We start from the raw sequence: 16,724 nt of genomic DNA, 5'->3' as shown, positions 1-16,724 counted from the left end.
AAAAGGGGTCATCGATTTTGCATGGACTGGGATAAACTTCGATCTTTTCATGCGGCTGCTGAAACTGGCAGCCTCACCGCAGCGGGCGACAGGCTGAAAATCAGCCAGTCTGCTGTTTCTCGTCAGATTGCCGCTCTTGAGTCAGGTATTGGCGTGCCTCTCTTCCAGAGACACGCCCGTGGCCTTGTTCTCACTGACGCTGGCATCAAGCTTCACGCCGCCACAACAGACATGGCCCGTGCGGCATCTGTGGCGCACAATGTGGTGAAAGACGCGATGGACCGCCCGCAAGGCGACCTCACCGTCACTGCACCCATTGCGTTCGGCTCCACATGGCTGGTCAGCCGCCTGCAGAAATTTGCAGACCTACACCCTGATATTCACCTGCACCTCTATCTGGATGACCGTGAATACGACCTTTTGAAGCTGGAAGCCGAATGCGCGATCCGCCTCTGGGCGGCTGATAAGGCAGATCTCATCCAGCGCAAGCTCTCCTCGGTGAATACCAGCCTCTATGCTGCGCCGTCCTATCTGGAAAAATACGGCACGCCGGAAGTCCCGCAGGACCTCGATAACCACCGGATCATCGTCTATGGCGAGCAGATTTCTCCAATGCACCACGCCAACTGGGCACAACGTGTCGGCCGCGATGACCGGCCACCGCGTGAGGCCAGTCTCACCGTGAACAATGTTATCGGCATGGTTCGGGCCGCTGAAGCTGGCCTCGGCGTAGCCGACCTGCCGGACTATATGATCCCGGAAAACTCAAATCTCGTCAAAGTGCTGCCCGGTATGAAGGGCCCGCACTTTGACCTCTATTTCATCTATCCGAGCGATTTACGGCGCTCCAACCGCATCGCCGCCTTCCGCGATTTCGTGACGAGCGAGATCTCTGAATTCCGCGCAACGGAGAACGACTAACGGAAGCCATGCATTTCAGCATATCACCAGCCCGCAATTGCGTGTTGTAAAAGCTGAGTGAAAAAGTAAATTGATGCCTGTGCATGACGTCTCATCATGCAGCCTGATCTCCAGATTGGGCGTTTCCTCCCCGAGACACCACTTTACGCCGGGCGCTTTTCATAGCTGCCCGGCTTTTCTTTTTTCCGGACATTGCGCACACGAAAAAGCCGCGAAGGATAACCCTCGCGGCTGATACGTTTTCTGATCTGGCTCTGGAGCCTCACCTGGACTTGCGCTGGCAAATCACAAGCAAGAGCGCTGGCGCAGAACGCCTGGAGCCGCAGGCGATGGAGACGCGTTCGAGCAAAACAAGAAACGCAGCCCTGAGCCCACCACGCGGCGTGAGGCAATAAACCTAAAGACTAGACCTTAGCATCCAGGCTGTTTTCTGGCTGACCGTCATACGCTGTGTGAACAGGTCGACTGTCACATCGTCGCCAATCTCGTCAGCTACATCCAGTGCCTTTTTCAGCGTGGTTGAGAGCATGTCATGACCTTTGGCGAGGTTTTCGACCATAGAGTCCGCGTCCGGTTGGGAATTGTCCGGCTTGATCGTCGCATTCTCGAGGATTTGCTCGGTCGAACCCGGCGCAAACTCACCCAGCGTACGGATGCGCTCAGCGATCTCGTCCAGCGCAGTCCACAGCTCTGTGTATTGCTCCATGAACATCTCGTGCAGCGATTTAAAGCGCGGACCGGTGACGTTCCAGTGGTAGCCGTGTGTCTTCACATACAGCGCATACGTGTCGCCCATGACGGATTTCAGCGCAGCAGTGAGGCGCGCGCGGTCGTCGGCAGAAAGCTCTGTTGGATTGTACATTTTGTGACCCTTTCTCTTTAAGTCTCAACACTCAAGATAAGGGATCAGTTCCGGAATTTAAAATTAATAATAGCAATTACTAATATAAAGATTTTTAATGCGAGATACAGATATAAAAAGACCCGCTTTATAGCGGGCCTTTTCAGTCTGATTTAAAGCGCGGTCCTATTTCAGGCTGGCGCAGAAATTCTGAATACGCTTCGTCGCTTCCGTCAGCGCCTCGGTAGACGTCGCGTAGGACACGCGGAAGGCAGGGCCCATACCAAAGGCCGCGCCGAACACAACCGCCACATTGCCGTGCTGCAGAAGCTCGGTTGCGAAAATTTCGTCATTCTCGATCAGAACGCCGCCCGGGCTGGTTTTGCCGATCGCACCTGCGCAAGACGGGTAAACATAGAACGCGCCCTCAGGTGTCGGGCAGTGCAGGCCTTCTGCTTTGTTCAGCTCTGCGACCACCAGGTCACGGCGCGTTTTGAAGACCTCATTACGCTCCGCCAGGAAGTCCTGCGGGCCGTTCAGCGCCTCGACTGATGCCCATTGAGAGATAGAGCATGGGTTTGATGTTGTCTGGCTGATCACCTTGCGCATAGCGCCGATCAGCTTGTCCGGACCCGCTGCATAACCGATACGCCAGCCTGTCATCGCATACGCTTTAGACACACCGTTCATGGTGAGCGTGCGGTCATAGAGGCCCGGCTCGACCTGAGCGATCGTGAAGTATTCGAACCCGTCATAGACGAGGTGCTCATACATATCGTCTGTCAGGATCCAGACCTGCGGGTGACGCAGAAGCACGTCCGCCAGCGCACGCAGCTCGGCTTTTGTGTAAGCCGCACCTGTCGGGTTGGACGGAGAGTTCAGGATCAGCCATTTGGTTTTCGGCGTGATCGCAGCTTCCAGAGCCTCAGGCGTCAGCTTGTAATTCTGGTTTGCACCACACGCGACAGGCACTGGCGTGCCGCCACACATGATCGCCATTTCAGGGTAAGACACCCAGTATGGCGCAGGAATGATAACTTCATCCCCTGCATTAAGTGTCGCGAGGAAGGCGTTGAAGATGATCGGTTTACCGCCCGGCGCCACAGTCACCTGCGAATTGGTGTAAGTCAGCTCGTTGTCGCGCTTGAACTTGGCAACAATCGCTTCTTTCAGCTCCGGGATACCGTCGACAGGCGTATATTTCGTCTTGCCGTCATGGATCGCCTTGATTGCGGCTTCCTTGATATTGTCTGGCGTATCGAAGTCCGGCTCGCCCGCGCCGAGACCAATAACATCAATACCCTGACGTTTGAGTTCCATAGCCTTATTGCTGACGGCAATCGTCGCAGATGGCTGGACACGATTTACGGCTTCACTCAGTTGCAGGTTAGACATGATGTATCGTTCTCCCCGTTAAAGTCGCGGGCACTATACTCACGTAATCAGATACGCCAACGAAAAACCAAGGCTCGGCATGGGCCATTACGTCGCGGAAGCGTCAGACCTGGAAATTTGGGTAATTCTGCAACAGCGTGCCGTTTGAAATGATCCGCCCCCGGATTGCTTGAATGAAGCACAACTCCTCTCCCACCGGCTCACCTTGCGGTTGACCCATCGAGAAACGGCTTACAAAGTGAGCACATAATTTGCGAAGGTCGGGGGAATAAAAATGAAGTTTATTGGATACGGCATTCTTGCGGCCTGCACGTTCATGTCGGGCATCGGCTCTACCGCTGCGGCGCAGGAATACAGACAAGAATCAGTTGTCGTGACAGGCGCGCGCATTTCCACACCGGGCGTTTATCTGAAACGACAAGGCGACTTCCTGATCATCGACGTCATCGTCTCAAGCGATTCGCGCGACTACGCCCTGCGCAGAACCGAGATCGAGACCACAGTCGATGCTCTTCTCGCTCAGGCCACCGACTATGATGATATTTCCATCAGTATCGATGTGAATGGCCTGATCTATCCGCTTGAGTCCACCGAAGAGCTGCCTTTGTCCTCAGGCTCACGGCCTGACACATCCGTTGCCAATCTGGTGCTTCGCACCCCCATTCCTCAGGATATTTCCAACATCCAACCGCTGGTCCAACGGCTGGAACAGTTTGCAAATCTGGTTGAGGGAGAAGGCCGCGCGACCGTTGATACACGCGGCGGACCGACGGTCAGCGTCGTCGATCCGGATCAGTACCGCGGTGAAGTGATCGATCTTATCCTTGAAGAGGTGGAAGACGTCACTTCGACGTTGGGCAACAACTATCGCGTCATCCTGACCGGCATTGACGGGCGCATGCAGTGGCAGAACACAGACAATGTAAATGTGATCTTCTACATCCCGTATAATTACACGGTCATCCCGACTAGCCTGACTACCGTTCTGCCTGACTACTGATTGGCGTAAGTGTTTTGAAACGGGAAGGCCCCGACCGCCTGCAACAGGTAGACGATAGATAGTCCGAGGGCGGACAGAAGCATGACCATGGCGAGGGCCTGCAACGTGCCCTTGCCCGGTCCTTCAACCAACCGGCTTCCGGAAAACGCCCCCACCCCTAAAGCGGCGAATATCGGATAAATCTCGACTAAAATCGCTCTGTTCCAAACTGAGAAATTCAAATGCTTCAGGTTGAAACTTGCAAGCTTGATGCCGCCTGTGGATAAGTTTAGCTACTTTAAGCAGTATTTTCATTGCTCCGGCGCGCGCAGAAGATAACATCGCGGCTCGATTCACATACATGCACGGGGACAGCATGAAACGACACCTTCTGGCCGCCGCACTTGCGGGCGCGCTCACACTTTCCATTTCTCAGCCAGCACGCGCAGAAGTCTCTCCGCTCGGTGAGCTCCTGATGGAGTGGAGCGGCCGCATCACGGCTGGCCGCGCGACCGGCGCTGACGGTTCCGGCAAGGTCACACCGGCCTTCTTCCAGGATCAGGTCTGGCGCATCCAGAACTTCGCGCAGGAAGTGATCGACATGGTGGTCGAAGGCGCAGGCCTGACCGCAGAAGATGTTCAGACGGCGAACGCCCTCCTCACCATGCACGAAGGCTATCTGAATTATTATGCACAGTTTGCGACAGATGCTGATTCTGTCGTGGCTATCATGGAAGCGCGCGCCAAGCTCGCCGAAGCCCGCGGCGCACTTATGGCCTATTGGGAGCAGGTTCTCGGCCTGAAACCTGAAGACATGGTTCGCGAAGCCCAGAACATGGGACGCCGGGAGGTCTATCCGCCCTTCATGGAAGAGCGCTGATACGCCGGACACGGTTTTAGCCTCCGCCGCGATCACCCCACCCCAGCCGCGGGCGTGATCGCGACCGAGGTCGCTACCAGTGCGCCGACAACCCCAACGATGATTGCGAATTGTCCGATGGCAAGCAGAGAAGACCGCACAACCGAAAGGTCACATGTCCGCCGGAAGAACCAGAAATATTGCCAGACGGGTAAAAGGAACGCCACAATAGTGCTGATGCTGAACAATACCTCAGCCGTTCCCGGCTCCAGCGGCCCCACCGTAGCGTAAATCACAGCGCCGGAGATGATGATCCAGCAGACGGCGGTTGCCATGTGATACAGGCTGGCGCGAAGACTGGTCTTGAGTGTCCAGGCAGGTCCGGCCAACACCCCGAAACAGCGGCCAAGCCCTCCTGCAAAGACACTCAGAACGTAGATCGGTCCGATGAGCGAGGCAGCTTTCCAGACATCACCTTCTGAGACGGCGAGGCTGACGCTTTTCGCATATGCAGGGCCGATCAGACCGGAATTCGTCTCGATCGTGCCAGGCGTCGCCAGAACGCCCGCAAAAAGAAGCGCCAGTGTGACGGCCGCGATGAAGAAGATGCCCGGGGCGAGAATGAGTCCCTTCCGGCCATCCGGCTCGTCTTCGGTCAGAAGTCCGGACAACCGGCCTGGCATGGCAATCAGCAGGCACAGGGTCGGAATGACGCTGAGAAAGGCGAGGCCGACATTCACCACCAGCCGGTCTATCGCGCCGACAAGGTTCTTCTCATTCAGATCGAGATCCGGACCAATCATCTTTGCCTCCCCCCGCGGGCATTTTACGCATCAATGCCCAAATACATCGCCGTCATACCCAGCGTATCAATCAGGCCATGAAAGATGATCAGCGGCCAGAGGTTACGTTTATAGACGAGGAACAGGCTGCCGAAAATCAGGCCGATCACGCCGGTCATAACCAGACCGCTCCAGCCCTGATAATAGAAATGGCCATAGCCGAAGATCAGCGCGGGGATAACCACAGCCGGAATGGCCGCGAAGCGCATGCCGCGGAACACAGCTTCCAGACGGGTAATCAGGAACCCGCGAAAGAACATCTCCTCACCAAAGGCCGCAGACGTCCAGACGATACCGAGCCAGAGCAGATAGACAGGAAGATTGCCTTCAATATTGCCCCATCGCTCGTTCACGCCTTCTGCATCGTCCGCCATAAACTCGACGCCCATTGCCGGCAGCGCCTGCGTAAAGAAGAAAACCGAAGCTGCGAAAACCACAGCCATCAGCAGGATTTGCGGCAGGACCAGCAGTTTGGACTTCCATCCTGGCAGGCCGCGCAGGCCCATGTCAGACCATTTCATGCCTTTAAAGCGCATATAGATGGTGATGAGTACCAATGTGCCGATCAGCGTGATCGGTCCGGAAAATTTCCAGATAAACTGGTCCACAATCAGCTTGGAAATGATTGCGATCGCCACGAACGCGACCACTTCAATAAGAGCGGTCAGGCGACTGGGCGGCGCGGGCTCGCGCAGTGATTCAGATGTCATTTTATGTCTTTCATTATTTCCGCGCCGTGCCGCCAATATGAGCGAATTCATCTCCCTGCGATGATCCGGAGCAACAGAAGCAAGTATGTCTATGGGATGGGCTACCTAACACATTCATATTGTTTTTCAATATAAAATATCGTTTTTCAATATGAAAAGTGAAGCTTAACCGTCGATACAGCGCATTCCCCTGCCACGACGACGCCTCCGCGACAGCGACTCTCCACAGCCGCGTGCGGCGCTCCCCTCCCGAAGCTGTCAGCATGCCCTATATCTGAACGCCACGGCGCGTGACGCCCGCAGCGAAGCGAGATACACCAACAGACATGGCGCATAACAACTCGCAACCGGTCCGCCCGAACGGCGTTGAGGTCATCAAGGACAATCTCACCCGGCTGCCCGGCAAGCCGGGCGTTTACCGCATGTTCGGCGCCGATGGTGAGGTGCTCTATGTGGGCAAGGCGAAGAATCTGAAAAACCGGGTGAGCAATTACGCCAAGCTGGGCGGCCACACCCAGCGTATCGCGCTGATGATCTCGCTCACCGCATCCATGGAATTCGTCGTCACCGAGACAGAGACCGAAGCGCTGCTGCTGGAAGCCAACCTCATCAAGCGGCTGAAACCCCGCTTCAACATCCTTCTGCGCGACGATAAGAGCTTCCCCTACATCCTCATCCGGCGCGATCACCCTGCCCCGCAAATCCTGAAATATCGCGGCTCCAAAAAGCATAAGGGCGACTATTTCGGCCCGTTCGCCAGCGCAGGCTCCGTCACACGCACGCTGGACACGCTGCAGAAAGCCTTCCTCCTGCGCACCTGCGAGGACACCGTGTTCGAGCAGCGCTCCCGCCCCTGCATGCTGCACCAGATCAAGCGCTGCGCTGCGCCCTGCGTCGATCTGATTTCAGAGAAAGACTATCAGGCGCTGGCCGATCAGGCGGCAGACTTCCTGCGCGGCAAGGTGGTCAGCCTGCATGAAGAGCTGGCCGCAGATATGGAAAAGGCGGCGGAAAACCTCGAATTTGAACAGGCCGCCCGCCTGCGAGACCGTATCCGCGCCATTGCGGCCGTGCGCGCCACGCAGGATATCAACCCGGAAGGCGTGGAAGAGGCAGATGTGTTTGCCCTCGCCGTGGATGGCGGCCAGTCCTGTATGCAGGTCTTCTTCTACCGCTCGGGCCAGAACTGGGGCACCAAGGCCTTCTATCCAAAGCACGAACGCGACGCGACGCCGGAAGAGATCGTCGCCGCCTTCCTCGTGCAGTTCTATGATGAACGCCCGCCGCCAAAGCTCATTCTGACGAGCCATGAACCGGCCCAGATCGAGCTGATCGAGGATGCGCTCGCCCTGCGCGCCGACCGGAAGATCGAAGTACGCAAACCGTCACGCGGCGGCAAACGGGAGCTGGTGGTTCAGGCGCTCAACAATGCGCGCGAGGCGCTCAGCCGCAAGCTCGCAGAAACGGCCAGTCAGGCGCGTCTTCTGGAAGAGGTGCGCAAAGTGTTCGACCTGCCTGAGACGCCAAAGCGTATCGAGGCTTACGATAACTCGCACATTCAGGGCTCGAACGCTGTGGGCGGCATGATTGTCGCCGGCCCGGAAGGCTTTGAGAAGAACCAGTACCGCAAGTTTAACATCAAGGATTCGGACATAGAGCCGGGCGATGACTATGGCATGATGCGCGAAGTCATGCGCCGCAGGTTCTCACGGTTGATCAAGGAAGCCGGTCTCGATCTCAAGTCCAACACCGCCGCCCCCAATGAAGATTGGGGTCCAGGCCAGAGCACTGACAACACGCCGGGTGATAGTTCAAAGGCATGGATCCCAGCCTCCACTGGGATCGGCGGAAACTCTGACACAGAACAAGATAGCACCGACGCCAGCTCATCTCACCCCACGAGCAAGCGCGAAGGCGCAGACGGCCCGACGACCGAAGGTCAAGGAAACGCCGTCGAGCAAGAAAATAAAACAGCCCTGAGCGCGACCCATCGCGAAGGCGAAGCCGAGGCGGGCGGTCAAAACCAAGATGACACCACAAGCGCCGAAGCCAGCTCATCTGACTCCACAAGTGACCACGCAGGCGCAGCCAGCCCGAACAGCGAAGCTGGAGGAACGGCTGGCGAGCAAAACCAATCAAGAAGAGACAAACTCAAATCCTCCCCAAACTATCCCGACCTTGTGCTGATTGATGGCGGTCTGGGCCAGCTCCATGCTGTGATGGAGACGCTGCAGGAGCTTGGCCTGTCGCATGAGGATGTGACTTTGGTGTCTATCGCCAAAGGGCCGGACAGGAATGCAGGCCGCGAGAAGTTTTTCCGGCCGGACAAAGCGCCCTTCATGCTGCCGGAAACCGCGCCGGTGCTGTACTACCTGCAGCGTCTACGCGACGAGGTGCACCGCTGGGCGATTGGCGCGCACCGTACGCGCCGCTCGGCCGATATCCGCAAGAACCCGCTGGACGAGATTGAGGGCATTGGCCCTGCGCGGAAGAAGGCGCTGCTCCACCGGTTTGGCTCGGCTAAGGCGATTGCCCGCGCCAAACTGTCAGACATCGCCACGGTGGATGGCGTCAGTCAGGCCCTCGCCGAACGGATTTATAATTATTTTCATGGGAGTTAGTGGCATCAATGCTACTGCGGTCCAGCTGAAGCGACTTCTTGAGCAATTATTTCCTTTGTGCGCGCTTCTTTGAAAAAACGGTTCGAAGAGAAGTTTGCGTCGAACATCTCGCGGTTTGCATAAAGCCCTCGCACAACTCGAGTCGCCAACGGGATTGCCTCGCGGGCCTTTTCGATATCCCACTCATCGCTACTATCTCGAATAAGAACTTGCTTTACTGCAAACATCACATGGAAAGATCCGTCAATAAGTGCCATCTCTCCACTTCCCAACACCACTCCATCTTTAATTTTCCGCCGCACATCTTTCTTTAGGAGGTTGATTTCTTTTATTAATTTGAAACAAAAGAGAAGCTTTTCAGCAGAGACATCGTCAGAGAATACCGTCTCATACAAGTCTCCAAAAATTCGCCCACGGTCTTTTTTTGCGACTTCAGGAAGTCCCACACCGTAAGCTAGGTAGGCTTGTGAAGCCTCCAGTGCATCCACTCGCGCCGCCGCGGGTTGATCCACAAATTGATTATGCTTTCTCTCGAAGAAAAGTCCCCAACCAGAAAAATGTTCTTCTAAAATTCTTAGTTGTTTATCGTTCGCTCGAAGGTCTCGTACTTTGATTGGGGTCTGGCTATTAGTAGACTCCGCAATCGCTGCTTTAACATCCTCCGAAGTAGTCTCGATAATCCTAACCAAGAGTAATACATCTTCGACTTTGGAAGCGTCTTCTTTCGCCGCAAGGAACAGGCAGTTTGACGTTTGCCCTCCATTCACAATCTGAACGTTCTCCAGTCCAATTGTAGGATTCCGTTTCATCGGGCTTGGTAGAAATTTATCGCAAGTTATTGTAATACCGTTGTTTTTATACCAAAACATATGATTGTCGTCCGACAGCGCCGACTCAATAATCTTACGGTTGATCGCGTTTGTCCGCTTCAAAAAAACTCGAACGTTTTGGTCGAAAACTCGGTGCTCAACGACCTCAGGATTTTCTTCAGAGCGGATGAACTCAACGAGGTCAGTCGCTTCGACGGTACAAACCATCCCTCGAACGTTTGAATCGGTGCGCGCGAAATGATTTGTATCAACAGCTTTAAGCTCTTTATTGAACTTAGGCTGTTGTTTTGTAATGAAAAAGTCTGATAAGTCCTCAAGGTCATGCATTTCAAGGTTAACAGAGTTATATCTGCTAAATACGGCTCGTGCTCTTGATATTTCAGAACTAATTATCGGTGCAGTATTCCCAACAAAGTGAACATAGATTTTTGCATTCGGTCGTTCCAGAGTAACTAAAGCATCGTGAATTTTACGGCGTAGTTGAGCATTCACGCCTGCGAACGCATCCATGTCCTCACTTAGCAAATCTGAAACGAAAGAAACGACCTTGTCGATTTCATTCGAGGGAAAATTTTTCTTTGAATTTTCAAAATTCTGAACGCACTTGGTCTGAATAATATGTATGTCGTTGCGGCTGTCGCTGTCATCTATAAAAAGTGCATCGCAACCCCGATCATTTCCGCCATCCGTTATGGCATCAATTGCGTCTTCAACATCAACCTCCAAATACGCCTCAACAAAAACTATGCTTAGAGCTTTGCTACGAGTATCTACGTTTTCGTAGGCATCCAGCACCAAACTAATCTTTTGATCGACCGCATTAAAATCCAGCTTATTGACGTTTGCCATAGATGCCACTTCTCATTTTCATGTAATAAGATTCTAAGGCTAGTGGACGTAAGCCCCCGCTTCAACGCTAAACTCAGACACATAGGGTGCTTGGACGCATGTCGTAATGCACCAGCACGAACCGGCCAGAATGATGGATTCCGCTTACCGCGAATCCACCCTACCCTTTCTCTCGCCTCAGAAATCCCGGTTTGCGCAGCCCTGAGCAAGCAAGACCGGGACCCAGCCAAACAATACTGGACCCCGGATCGTCGCGCTGTGACGTCCGGGGTTTCTGCATTTTGGAAGAAAAACAATCCAACGCCTGCGCGCTTGCTCCATACTCTCCCTCATGACCGAGGCGAGCGCATATACCCCACCCTCCCGAGCCCCTGCAGACATTGCAGCGCGGCTGGAGACGTATATTGCGCGCCATGAGCGCCATGCCCGTGACCATGTAGACGACACCAAAGACACACCGAAAATACAGCGCGGCTTTATGGACGGGCTGCTCCTCCATATCCGCCGGCTGGAGCATCAGATGCGATGCTTTATCCTGTTTCTGGCAGCAGAGCTGATCGAGCGCGGCCTGGTAAAACCCCAGTCGCTTAACCTCCGCCCGCGTGGTGAGGCAGACCCGGCTGGCCCGTCCATTATTATTCGTCGTCAGGACCGTGAGCTGCGCGTCGCGCTGTCCGGTAAGGTGCGCCTCAGCCCGTTCTCCATCACCACGCCGGTAATTGAGGGCAAATCGCGCCGCAAATCCCGCGGCGGCAAGCGCCCTTACACGCTGATGCCGGATCGTTTTGAACCGGTAGATGCCCGCTATCTTCTGGCGCGCTATGGCCGCCTCTCCCGCGTGCTATTGCGCGCTGATGTGCTGGCAGAACGCCTCGCGGGCCGCGCGCTGACGGTGAAAATGTCATCCCGTGCGCAATGCAGCGCAGAGCGGTGCCTTGCAGATACGGGACCTGAAACCGCACCGGCCCTCGTGTCAGGCCCCGGATCAGCATTGCACAACTCCGTTATGCAAAGCGTCCGGGATGACAACAATCCATTATACCTCTCCTCCCTTCACTCCGTATTAGCACCGGAAGAGCTCTGGGCCTCTGCCGACAAGCTGGAGGATGAAAGAGGCGACCTCACCTCGCTCCATCTGATGGCGAGTGAGGGCCTCGGCGCAGCAGGCTTTCCGCCCGGCCCCGACCCGAGGCTACGCCTGCCAGAGTTTGACCGGTGGAAGCCGCCTCGCCCGGGTGTGTTTTTGTTGTGATGGTGCTCGGGCCGTACGCTCGTTGCCTCGCTGGCCCTGCGCCTGCGCGGTCGCTTGTGTGGGGCTCCAATCAGAGGCCGACCGGCCGACGGGCGTGAGCCCGCCCCATCGGAGCCGTGAGCAAAGCGAACCGGCGTGAGATCAATAAACAACATTGTTTGTAGGGTGCCCATCCCGAGCAACGCGAAGGCGCAGGGCGAGAGAGTTCACGAACGACAAGCCCGAGCACACAAAACAAACAACGCCTGCGCGGTCGCTTGTGCTGGTGATTTTTATTCTTTGACCGCCCGCTACGGCTCCGCCTACGCGATGGGTCGCGCTCAAGGCTGCCCGCTAATCACCAAAATTGTCATCCCGGAATGGCCGGAGGGCATATCCGGGACCCAGTATAAGAAGACTATTTTCTGGGTCCCGGGTCTTCGCCCGGGATGACAGTTTCAAGGACGATAAACCCGCCTTATCTCCGCTCGTCCCTGCGCAGGCAGGGACCTCGTTCCACAAGACCGAGCCAGATTCCCGCCTATGCGGGAATGAGCGAAAGACTAAACCTTCTCAAACTCATACATCTCGGTCGTGACAGACTTCTGGCCCATCTCGCTATAGCGCGGACCGGAGATGTTTTCTGGCGCAAATATCTCGTCCAGCTGGGCCACCGATGCGGCATTGAGGGTGACATTCATCGCGCCCCAATTGTCTTCCAGATGGGTGATATCCTTCGTGCCCGGAATGGTGACGATCTCCTCATCCTTGGCGAGCACCCAGGCAATGGCGAGCTGAGGCAGAGAGCAGCCGACGCCGTCTGCAATCTCGCGCGCGCTGGCGACGAGCTTCATATTCTCCGAGAAGTGCGGGTCGTTCACGCGCGGGAAGAAGTTCGCTTTGCGCATATCGCTGTCGACGAACTCTGATGGCACGAGCGGCTTTTGCGAGAAGATACCGCGCCCGACCGGCGAGAAGGAGACCAGCGCCGTGCCGAGTTCCTTACACGCGTCGATGACCGCGATTTCCGGGTTACGCGCAATGAGAGAGTATTCAGACTGCATGGCCGCAATCGGGTGAACAGCCGCCGCCTGTCGCAGCATGTCGGCAGACATTTCAGACAGGCCGATCGTCTTGATCTTGCCCTGCTCGACCAGCGTTTTCAGCGCGCCAACGGAGTCTTCAATCGGAACGCGCGGGTCCGGACGGTGCATGTAATAGAGGTCAATTACGTCCGTCTGCAGGCGCTGAAGGCTCGCTTCGCAGGCTGCGATAATGCTTTCAGGACGGGCATCCAGCGTGCGCTGTCCATCCTTGAAGCCGAGCACGCATTTGCTGGCGAGCACGAACTCGTCGCGGCGGTGTTTGAGGAACTTACCGATGCGGCGCTCACTCTCGCCAAAACCGTAAAGCGTTGCCGTGTCAAAGAAATCATAGCCAAGGTCGAGTGCGCGGTTGAGCAGCTTGTCTGACGCCTCCTCAGAGATCGGGTCGTTATAGGCGTGCATCATGTTCATGCAGCCAAGACCGACCGGGTTTACAGAAAAGGGTCCAACAGCGCGCTTTTGCATAAGTCCTCCACGGGCTGGCATCGGCCAGCGCCTCATTCAATGCATTGAGCTGACAGGGTGCAGCATTGCGCGTCGGCAAACCAGTAAAAAAGTTTTGAAGCCGTTTCCGGCACCTAACGCGGGCGGCACCGGAAGAAACGTAAAAAAATCTGCGATCAGCTATGTTCGCGAAACCCAATCAGGCCTACTTAGAAGCCATGCGCAGACACCCTCTCTTCTGGCTTCCCAATGCCCTCACCCTGATGCGATGCGTCCTGGGCGTGGTGGTGGCGTACATCATCTTCATGGTGGCTGGAAAAGAAGCGAGCCTCTTAGAGATTGTCAGCTCTCCGCGTGTGGATATGGAAACCCGCCTCATCCATCAGGAGATGATTTCCAATTTCCGCACCTTCTGGGGCCATGTGGCGTTTGTGATTTTTACGCTATCGGCGGTCACCGATTTCTTCGACGGATTTCTGGCACGCCGCTGGGGCGTAGAGAGCAAATTCGGTCGTCTGCTGGACCCGATTGCGGACAAGATCTTTGTCGGCGTGCCTCTGCTCACACTCGCATGGACAAGCGGCTGGCCGTGGCCAATCGCTCTGCCGGTTCTGGTGATTGTCGGCCGCGATGTGCTGATTACGGTGCTTCGCTTTATCGGGCTCGGCGCAGATGCCATGAAGGTGAACTTCGTCGCGAAGATGAAGACCTTTATCGAGATGATCCTGATCGCCGTCTTCCTGCTTCTGATGGCGCTGGCAGAAACGCCCGATCCGTTCCTCTCCAATTATCTGTCAATCTGGACTGTGGTCTTGTGGGCAACGGCTTCGCTCTCGGCTTATACCGGCGTGGTCTATCTTGCCGGAATTATCTTCATGCGTTTCAGAAAGCCGGAAGCTGAGGACATCACCCCCGCCCCAAGCGCCGACACGACTGTGCAAGACACCTTCAACACCGACACGAACTAGGTCATACTATCGCTATGCTAAATCAAACTCCGCGCCTCCCGGGTGAGGCTAAACTCCGATACACCGACGCGACCTTCAACATTGTTGAAAAAGGCGACTTCGTCGTCTGCGCTGTTACGGGCAAGCAGATCCCGCTGACAGAGCTTCGCTATTGGAGCATTGATCTGCAGCAACCTTATGCCGATGCGGCTGCCGCAAATCAGGCCATGGTGACGAAACAAGACGAAGGTTGATTTGAATGCTGCGCCTGATTGCCCTGCCAATTCTCGCTATCCTCGCCACCTCTCCAGAAGGCGGAAACGCTGTCACGGCCTCGGCGCAGGAAACGATAACGCCGACCTGTAATGCGGGCGCCATCCAGCAGGGCGGACTTCTGCTCTGCACCGGCGAACCGGGCACAACGGTCTATATGAATGGCGGCGCAGTTGCCGTGTTTGATGCAGATGGCCGCGCCAGCGTTGGCCTCGCACAGCATGCAGAACCCGACGTCACCCTGCGCTTCACCAGCAATGGCGAACGCTTCACCGAAAGCCTGACCCTCGCAACACGCGATGATGATTTCCGCGTTCTTGAGGGCCTTGACTGTGACCGCGTGGATGCGCGGACGCAGGAACAGATTGACCATGCGGGCCGTAGCTGGGTGAAGAAACAGGCTGCGTTTCAGGAATTCAACGAAGGCGCAGGCATCTGGAATGGCATCACGCGCCCGTCCGAAGGCCCGATGTCGTCTCCGTTTGGCCCGACACGTCGCTATACCGGTGTTTCTGCCGTCACGGGTGAAGCGTGTGACAGCGTTTCAGTTCACCGTGGCTATGACATTGCGACCCCTGTTGGCACACCTGTGGTCGCGCCGGCTGATGGCGTGATCACGCTGGCAGATGGCGACCTCTATTATGAAGGCGGCGCGATCTTCCTCGACCATGGCCAGGGGCTGGTCTCGGTCTTCATGCATCTGAGCGAAGTTCAGGTCGAAGCCGGCCAACGCGTCGAAGCTGGCGAGCAAATTGCGCTCACCGGCAATACGGGCCGCACAACGGGCCCGCACCTGCACTGGTCTGTCAAATGGCGCAACACCGCCAGCGATGACCGCGGCGGTGATTTCTATATCGACCCGGCCCTTCTGCTCGACATTGGCTACTAAGGCTGAATAATCGTCGAGCCGACCGTTTTACGGCTCTCCAGATCAATATGCGCCTGCGCAATGTCCTCCAGCTTATAGCGCTGGCCGATATCGGCTTTGATCGCACCGACTTTCAGCGCGCCGAACACGGCATTGGCCGCGCGCGCAAGGCTTTCCGGTGTGTTGATGAAGTGGAACAGACCCGGACGCGTCATCATCAGTGATCCGCGCTGATTGAGGATCGCTGGCGGGATCGGATCAACCGGCCCGGACGCATTGCCATAGGTGATAAACAGGCCGCGCGGACGCAGGGAATTCAGGCTCGCCATGGCGCTGTCCTTACCGACGCCATCGATGGAAATGTCCACGCCTTTGCCGCCGGTCAGCGCTTTCACCTCGGCAGGGATATCGGCGGACTGAAGCAGCACATGGTCTGCGCCATTTTCACGGACGCGCGCCGCTTTCTCTTCGGTAGACACAACGCCGATGACATTTGCGCCCAGAGCCTTTGCCCAGCGCACAACAATCGATCCAACGCCGCCCGCCGCAGCCCATACTAGCAGCGTATCACCCGGCATGACGCGTTTGATCTCAAACAACAGCATCCACGCCGTCATCCCCTTCATCATCAGCGCGGCGGCGTCTTCGTCCGCCACACCATCAGGGATAGGAACCACTTTAGAGGCAACATCACACACATGGGTCGCATAGGCGCCCGTGATTGTCGGGTAAGCGACACGGTCACCAACGCTCAGGCCTTCAACACCATCGCCTACGGATTCGATCACGCCAGCACCCTCAAAGCCCGGCGTTACAGGCAGTTTGGTCGGGTACAGCCCTGTACGGATATAGGTATCAATGAAGTTCAGCCCGATGGCAGTCTGCCGGATCAGCACCTCACCCGCGCCCGGCGCGCGGACGTCCACATCCTCCAGCTTCAGAACTTCAGGGCCACCATTTTCATGAACTCGTACTGCGCGGGCTTGCACCATTTGAATACCTCCGGGA

At 56.2% G+C, this 16,724-nt stretch carries 16 protein-coding genes; 8 read left to right on the top strand and 8 right to left on the bottom strand.

Annotation, left to right across the window (positions count from 1 at the left end; genetic code table 11):
* Positions 1 to 21 precede the first annotated feature (21 nt).
* Entirely contained in the window at positions 22 to 921 is a 900-nt protein-coding gene (locus P1U45_RS10135; RefSeq protein ID WP_293608434.1) for a LysR family transcriptional regulator, read from the top strand.
* Positions 922 to 1,318: 397 nt separating this feature from the next.
* On the opposite strand, the gene P1U45_RS10130 is transcribed toward P1U45_RS10135, so the two are convergent.
* Both P1U45_RS10130 and P1U45_RS10125 read right to left on the bottom strand, forming a co-directional pair.
* Positions 1,319 to 1,783 (bottom strand): Dps family protein, encoded by a 465-nt coding sequence (locus P1U45_RS10130; RefSeq protein WP_293608433.1) that lies wholly within the window; start codon positions 1,781 to 1,783, stop codon positions 1,319 to 1,321.
* A gap of 165 nt (positions 1,784 to 1,948) precedes the next feature.
* On the bottom strand, positions 1,949 to 3,157 hold the full coding sequence (locus P1U45_RS10125; RefSeq protein WP_301058950.1) for a pyridoxal phosphate-dependent aminotransferase: 1,209 nt from the start codon (positions 3,155 to 3,157) through the stop codon (positions 1,949 to 1,951).
* Between the two features lie 274 nt (positions 3,158 to 3,431).
* Here P1U45_RS10125 and P1U45_RS10120 point away from each other — a divergent pair, with 274 nt between their 5' ends.
* Entirely contained in the window at positions 3,432 to 4,157 is a 726-nt protein-coding gene (locus P1U45_RS10120) for a hypothetical protein (protein WP_301058949.1), read from the top strand.
* On the opposite strand, the gene P1U45_RS10115 is transcribed toward P1U45_RS10120, so the two are convergent.
* Positions 4,151 to 4,288 (bottom strand): hypothetical protein, encoded by a 138-nt coding sequence (locus P1U45_RS10115; RefSeq protein WP_301058948.1) that lies wholly within the window; start codon positions 4,286 to 4,288, stop codon positions 4,151 to 4,153. The two genes, P1U45_RS10120 and P1U45_RS10115, sit on opposite strands and share 7 nt — an antisense overlap.
* 224 nt (positions 4,289 to 4,512) lie before the next feature.
* Between P1U45_RS10115 and P1U45_RS10110 the strand changes: the two genes are divergently transcribed.
* Positions 4,513 to 5,016: a hypothetical protein gene (locus tag P1U45_RS10110; RefSeq protein ID WP_301058947.1), complete on the top strand. Its 504-nt coding sequence runs from the start codon at positions 4,513 to 4,515 to the stop codon at positions 5,014 to 5,016.
* Between the two features lie 32 nt (positions 5,017 to 5,048).
* Here P1U45_RS10110 and P1U45_RS10105 read toward each other — a convergent pair whose 3' ends face one another.
* Together P1U45_RS10105 and P1U45_RS10100 are read right to left on the bottom strand one after the other, a co-directional pair.
* On the bottom strand, positions 5,049 to 5,798 hold the full coding sequence (locus P1U45_RS10105) for a hypothetical protein (RefSeq protein WP_301058946.1): 750 nt from the start codon (positions 5,796 to 5,798) through the stop codon (positions 5,049 to 5,051).
* Positions 5,799 to 5,821: 23 nt separating this feature from the next.
* A complete protein-coding gene (locus tag P1U45_RS10100; protein WP_301058945.1) occupies positions 5,822 to 6,547 on the bottom strand; it encodes a type II CAAX endopeptidase family protein in 726 nt (241 codons plus the stop codon).
* A gap of 326 nt (positions 6,548 to 6,873) precedes the next feature.
* Here P1U45_RS10100 and uvrC point away from each other — a divergent pair, with 326 nt between their 5' ends.
* Positions 6,874 to 9,168, top strand: coding sequence for an excinuclease ABC subunit UvrC (gene uvrC / locus P1U45_RS10095; RefSeq protein ID WP_301058944.1), 2,295 nt, complete (start codon positions 6,874 to 6,876; stop codon positions 9,166 to 9,168).
* An 11-nt stretch (positions 9,169 to 9,179) separates the two neighbouring features.
* Here uvrC and P1U45_RS10090 read toward each other — a convergent pair whose 3' ends face one another.
* The gene (locus P1U45_RS10090) at positions 9,180 to 10,847 is read right to left on the bottom strand and encodes an AIPR family protein (RefSeq protein WP_301058943.1); all 1,668 of its coding nucleotides are present in this window, start codon (positions 10,845 to 10,847) and stop codon (positions 9,180 to 9,182) included.
* A 331-nt stretch (positions 10,848 to 11,178) separates the two neighbouring features.
* Between P1U45_RS10090 and P1U45_RS10085 the strand changes: the two genes are divergently transcribed.
* On the top strand, positions 11,179 to 12,099 hold the full coding sequence (locus P1U45_RS10085) for a hypothetical protein (protein ID WP_301058942.1): 921 nt from the start codon (positions 11,179 to 11,181) through the stop codon (positions 12,097 to 12,099).
* Positions 12,100 to 12,641: 542 nt separating this feature from the next.
* Here the strand turns inward: P1U45_RS10085 and P1U45_RS10080 are convergent.
* Positions 12,642 to 13,649: an aldo/keto reductase gene (locus tag P1U45_RS10080; protein ID WP_301058941.1), complete on the bottom strand. Its 1,008-nt coding sequence runs from the start codon at positions 13,647 to 13,649 to the stop codon at positions 12,642 to 12,644.
* Between the two features lie 197 nt (positions 13,650 to 13,846).
* Between P1U45_RS10080 and P1U45_RS10075 the strand changes: the two genes are divergently transcribed.
* From P1U45_RS10075 to P1U45_RS10065, 3 genes are read left to right on the top strand one after another with little or no spacing between them, the layout of a single operon-like run.
* On the top strand, positions 13,847 to 14,596 hold the full coding sequence (locus tag P1U45_RS10075; RefSeq protein WP_301058939.1) for a CDP-alcohol phosphatidyltransferase family protein: 750 nt from the start codon (positions 13,847 to 13,849) through the stop codon (positions 14,594 to 14,596).
* 14 nt (positions 14,597 to 14,610) lie between these two features.
* Entirely contained in the window at positions 14,611 to 14,829 is a 219-nt protein-coding gene (locus P1U45_RS10070; protein ID WP_022694860.1) for a DUF2093 domain-containing protein, read from the top strand.
* Positions 14,830 to 14,834: 5 nt separating this feature from the next.
* Positions 14,835 to 15,737, top strand: coding sequence for a M23 family metallopeptidase (locus P1U45_RS10065; RefSeq protein WP_301058938.1), 903 nt, complete (start codon positions 14,835 to 14,837; stop codon positions 15,735 to 15,737).
* Here P1U45_RS10065 and P1U45_RS10060 read toward each other — a convergent pair.
* Positions 15,734 to 16,708 carry a quinone oxidoreductase gene (locus tag P1U45_RS10060; protein ID WP_301058937.1) on the bottom strand — a complete coding sequence of 325 codons (975 nt, stop codon included), beginning with the start codon at positions 16,706 to 16,708 and terminating at the stop codon, positions 15,734 to 15,736. The genes P1U45_RS10065 and P1U45_RS10060 overlap by 4 nt on opposite strands.
* Between the last annotated feature and the right edge of the window lie 16 nt (positions 16,709 to 16,724).

The sequence above is a fragment of the Ponticaulis sp. genome, assembly GCF_029210165.1.
Classification (GTDB): domain Bacteria; phylum Pseudomonadota; class Alphaproteobacteria; order Caulobacterales; family Hyphomonadaceae; genus Ponticaulis.
Note: the sequence above shows the minus strand (reverse complement) of the source record. Positions and strands in the feature narration are given on the sequence as shown.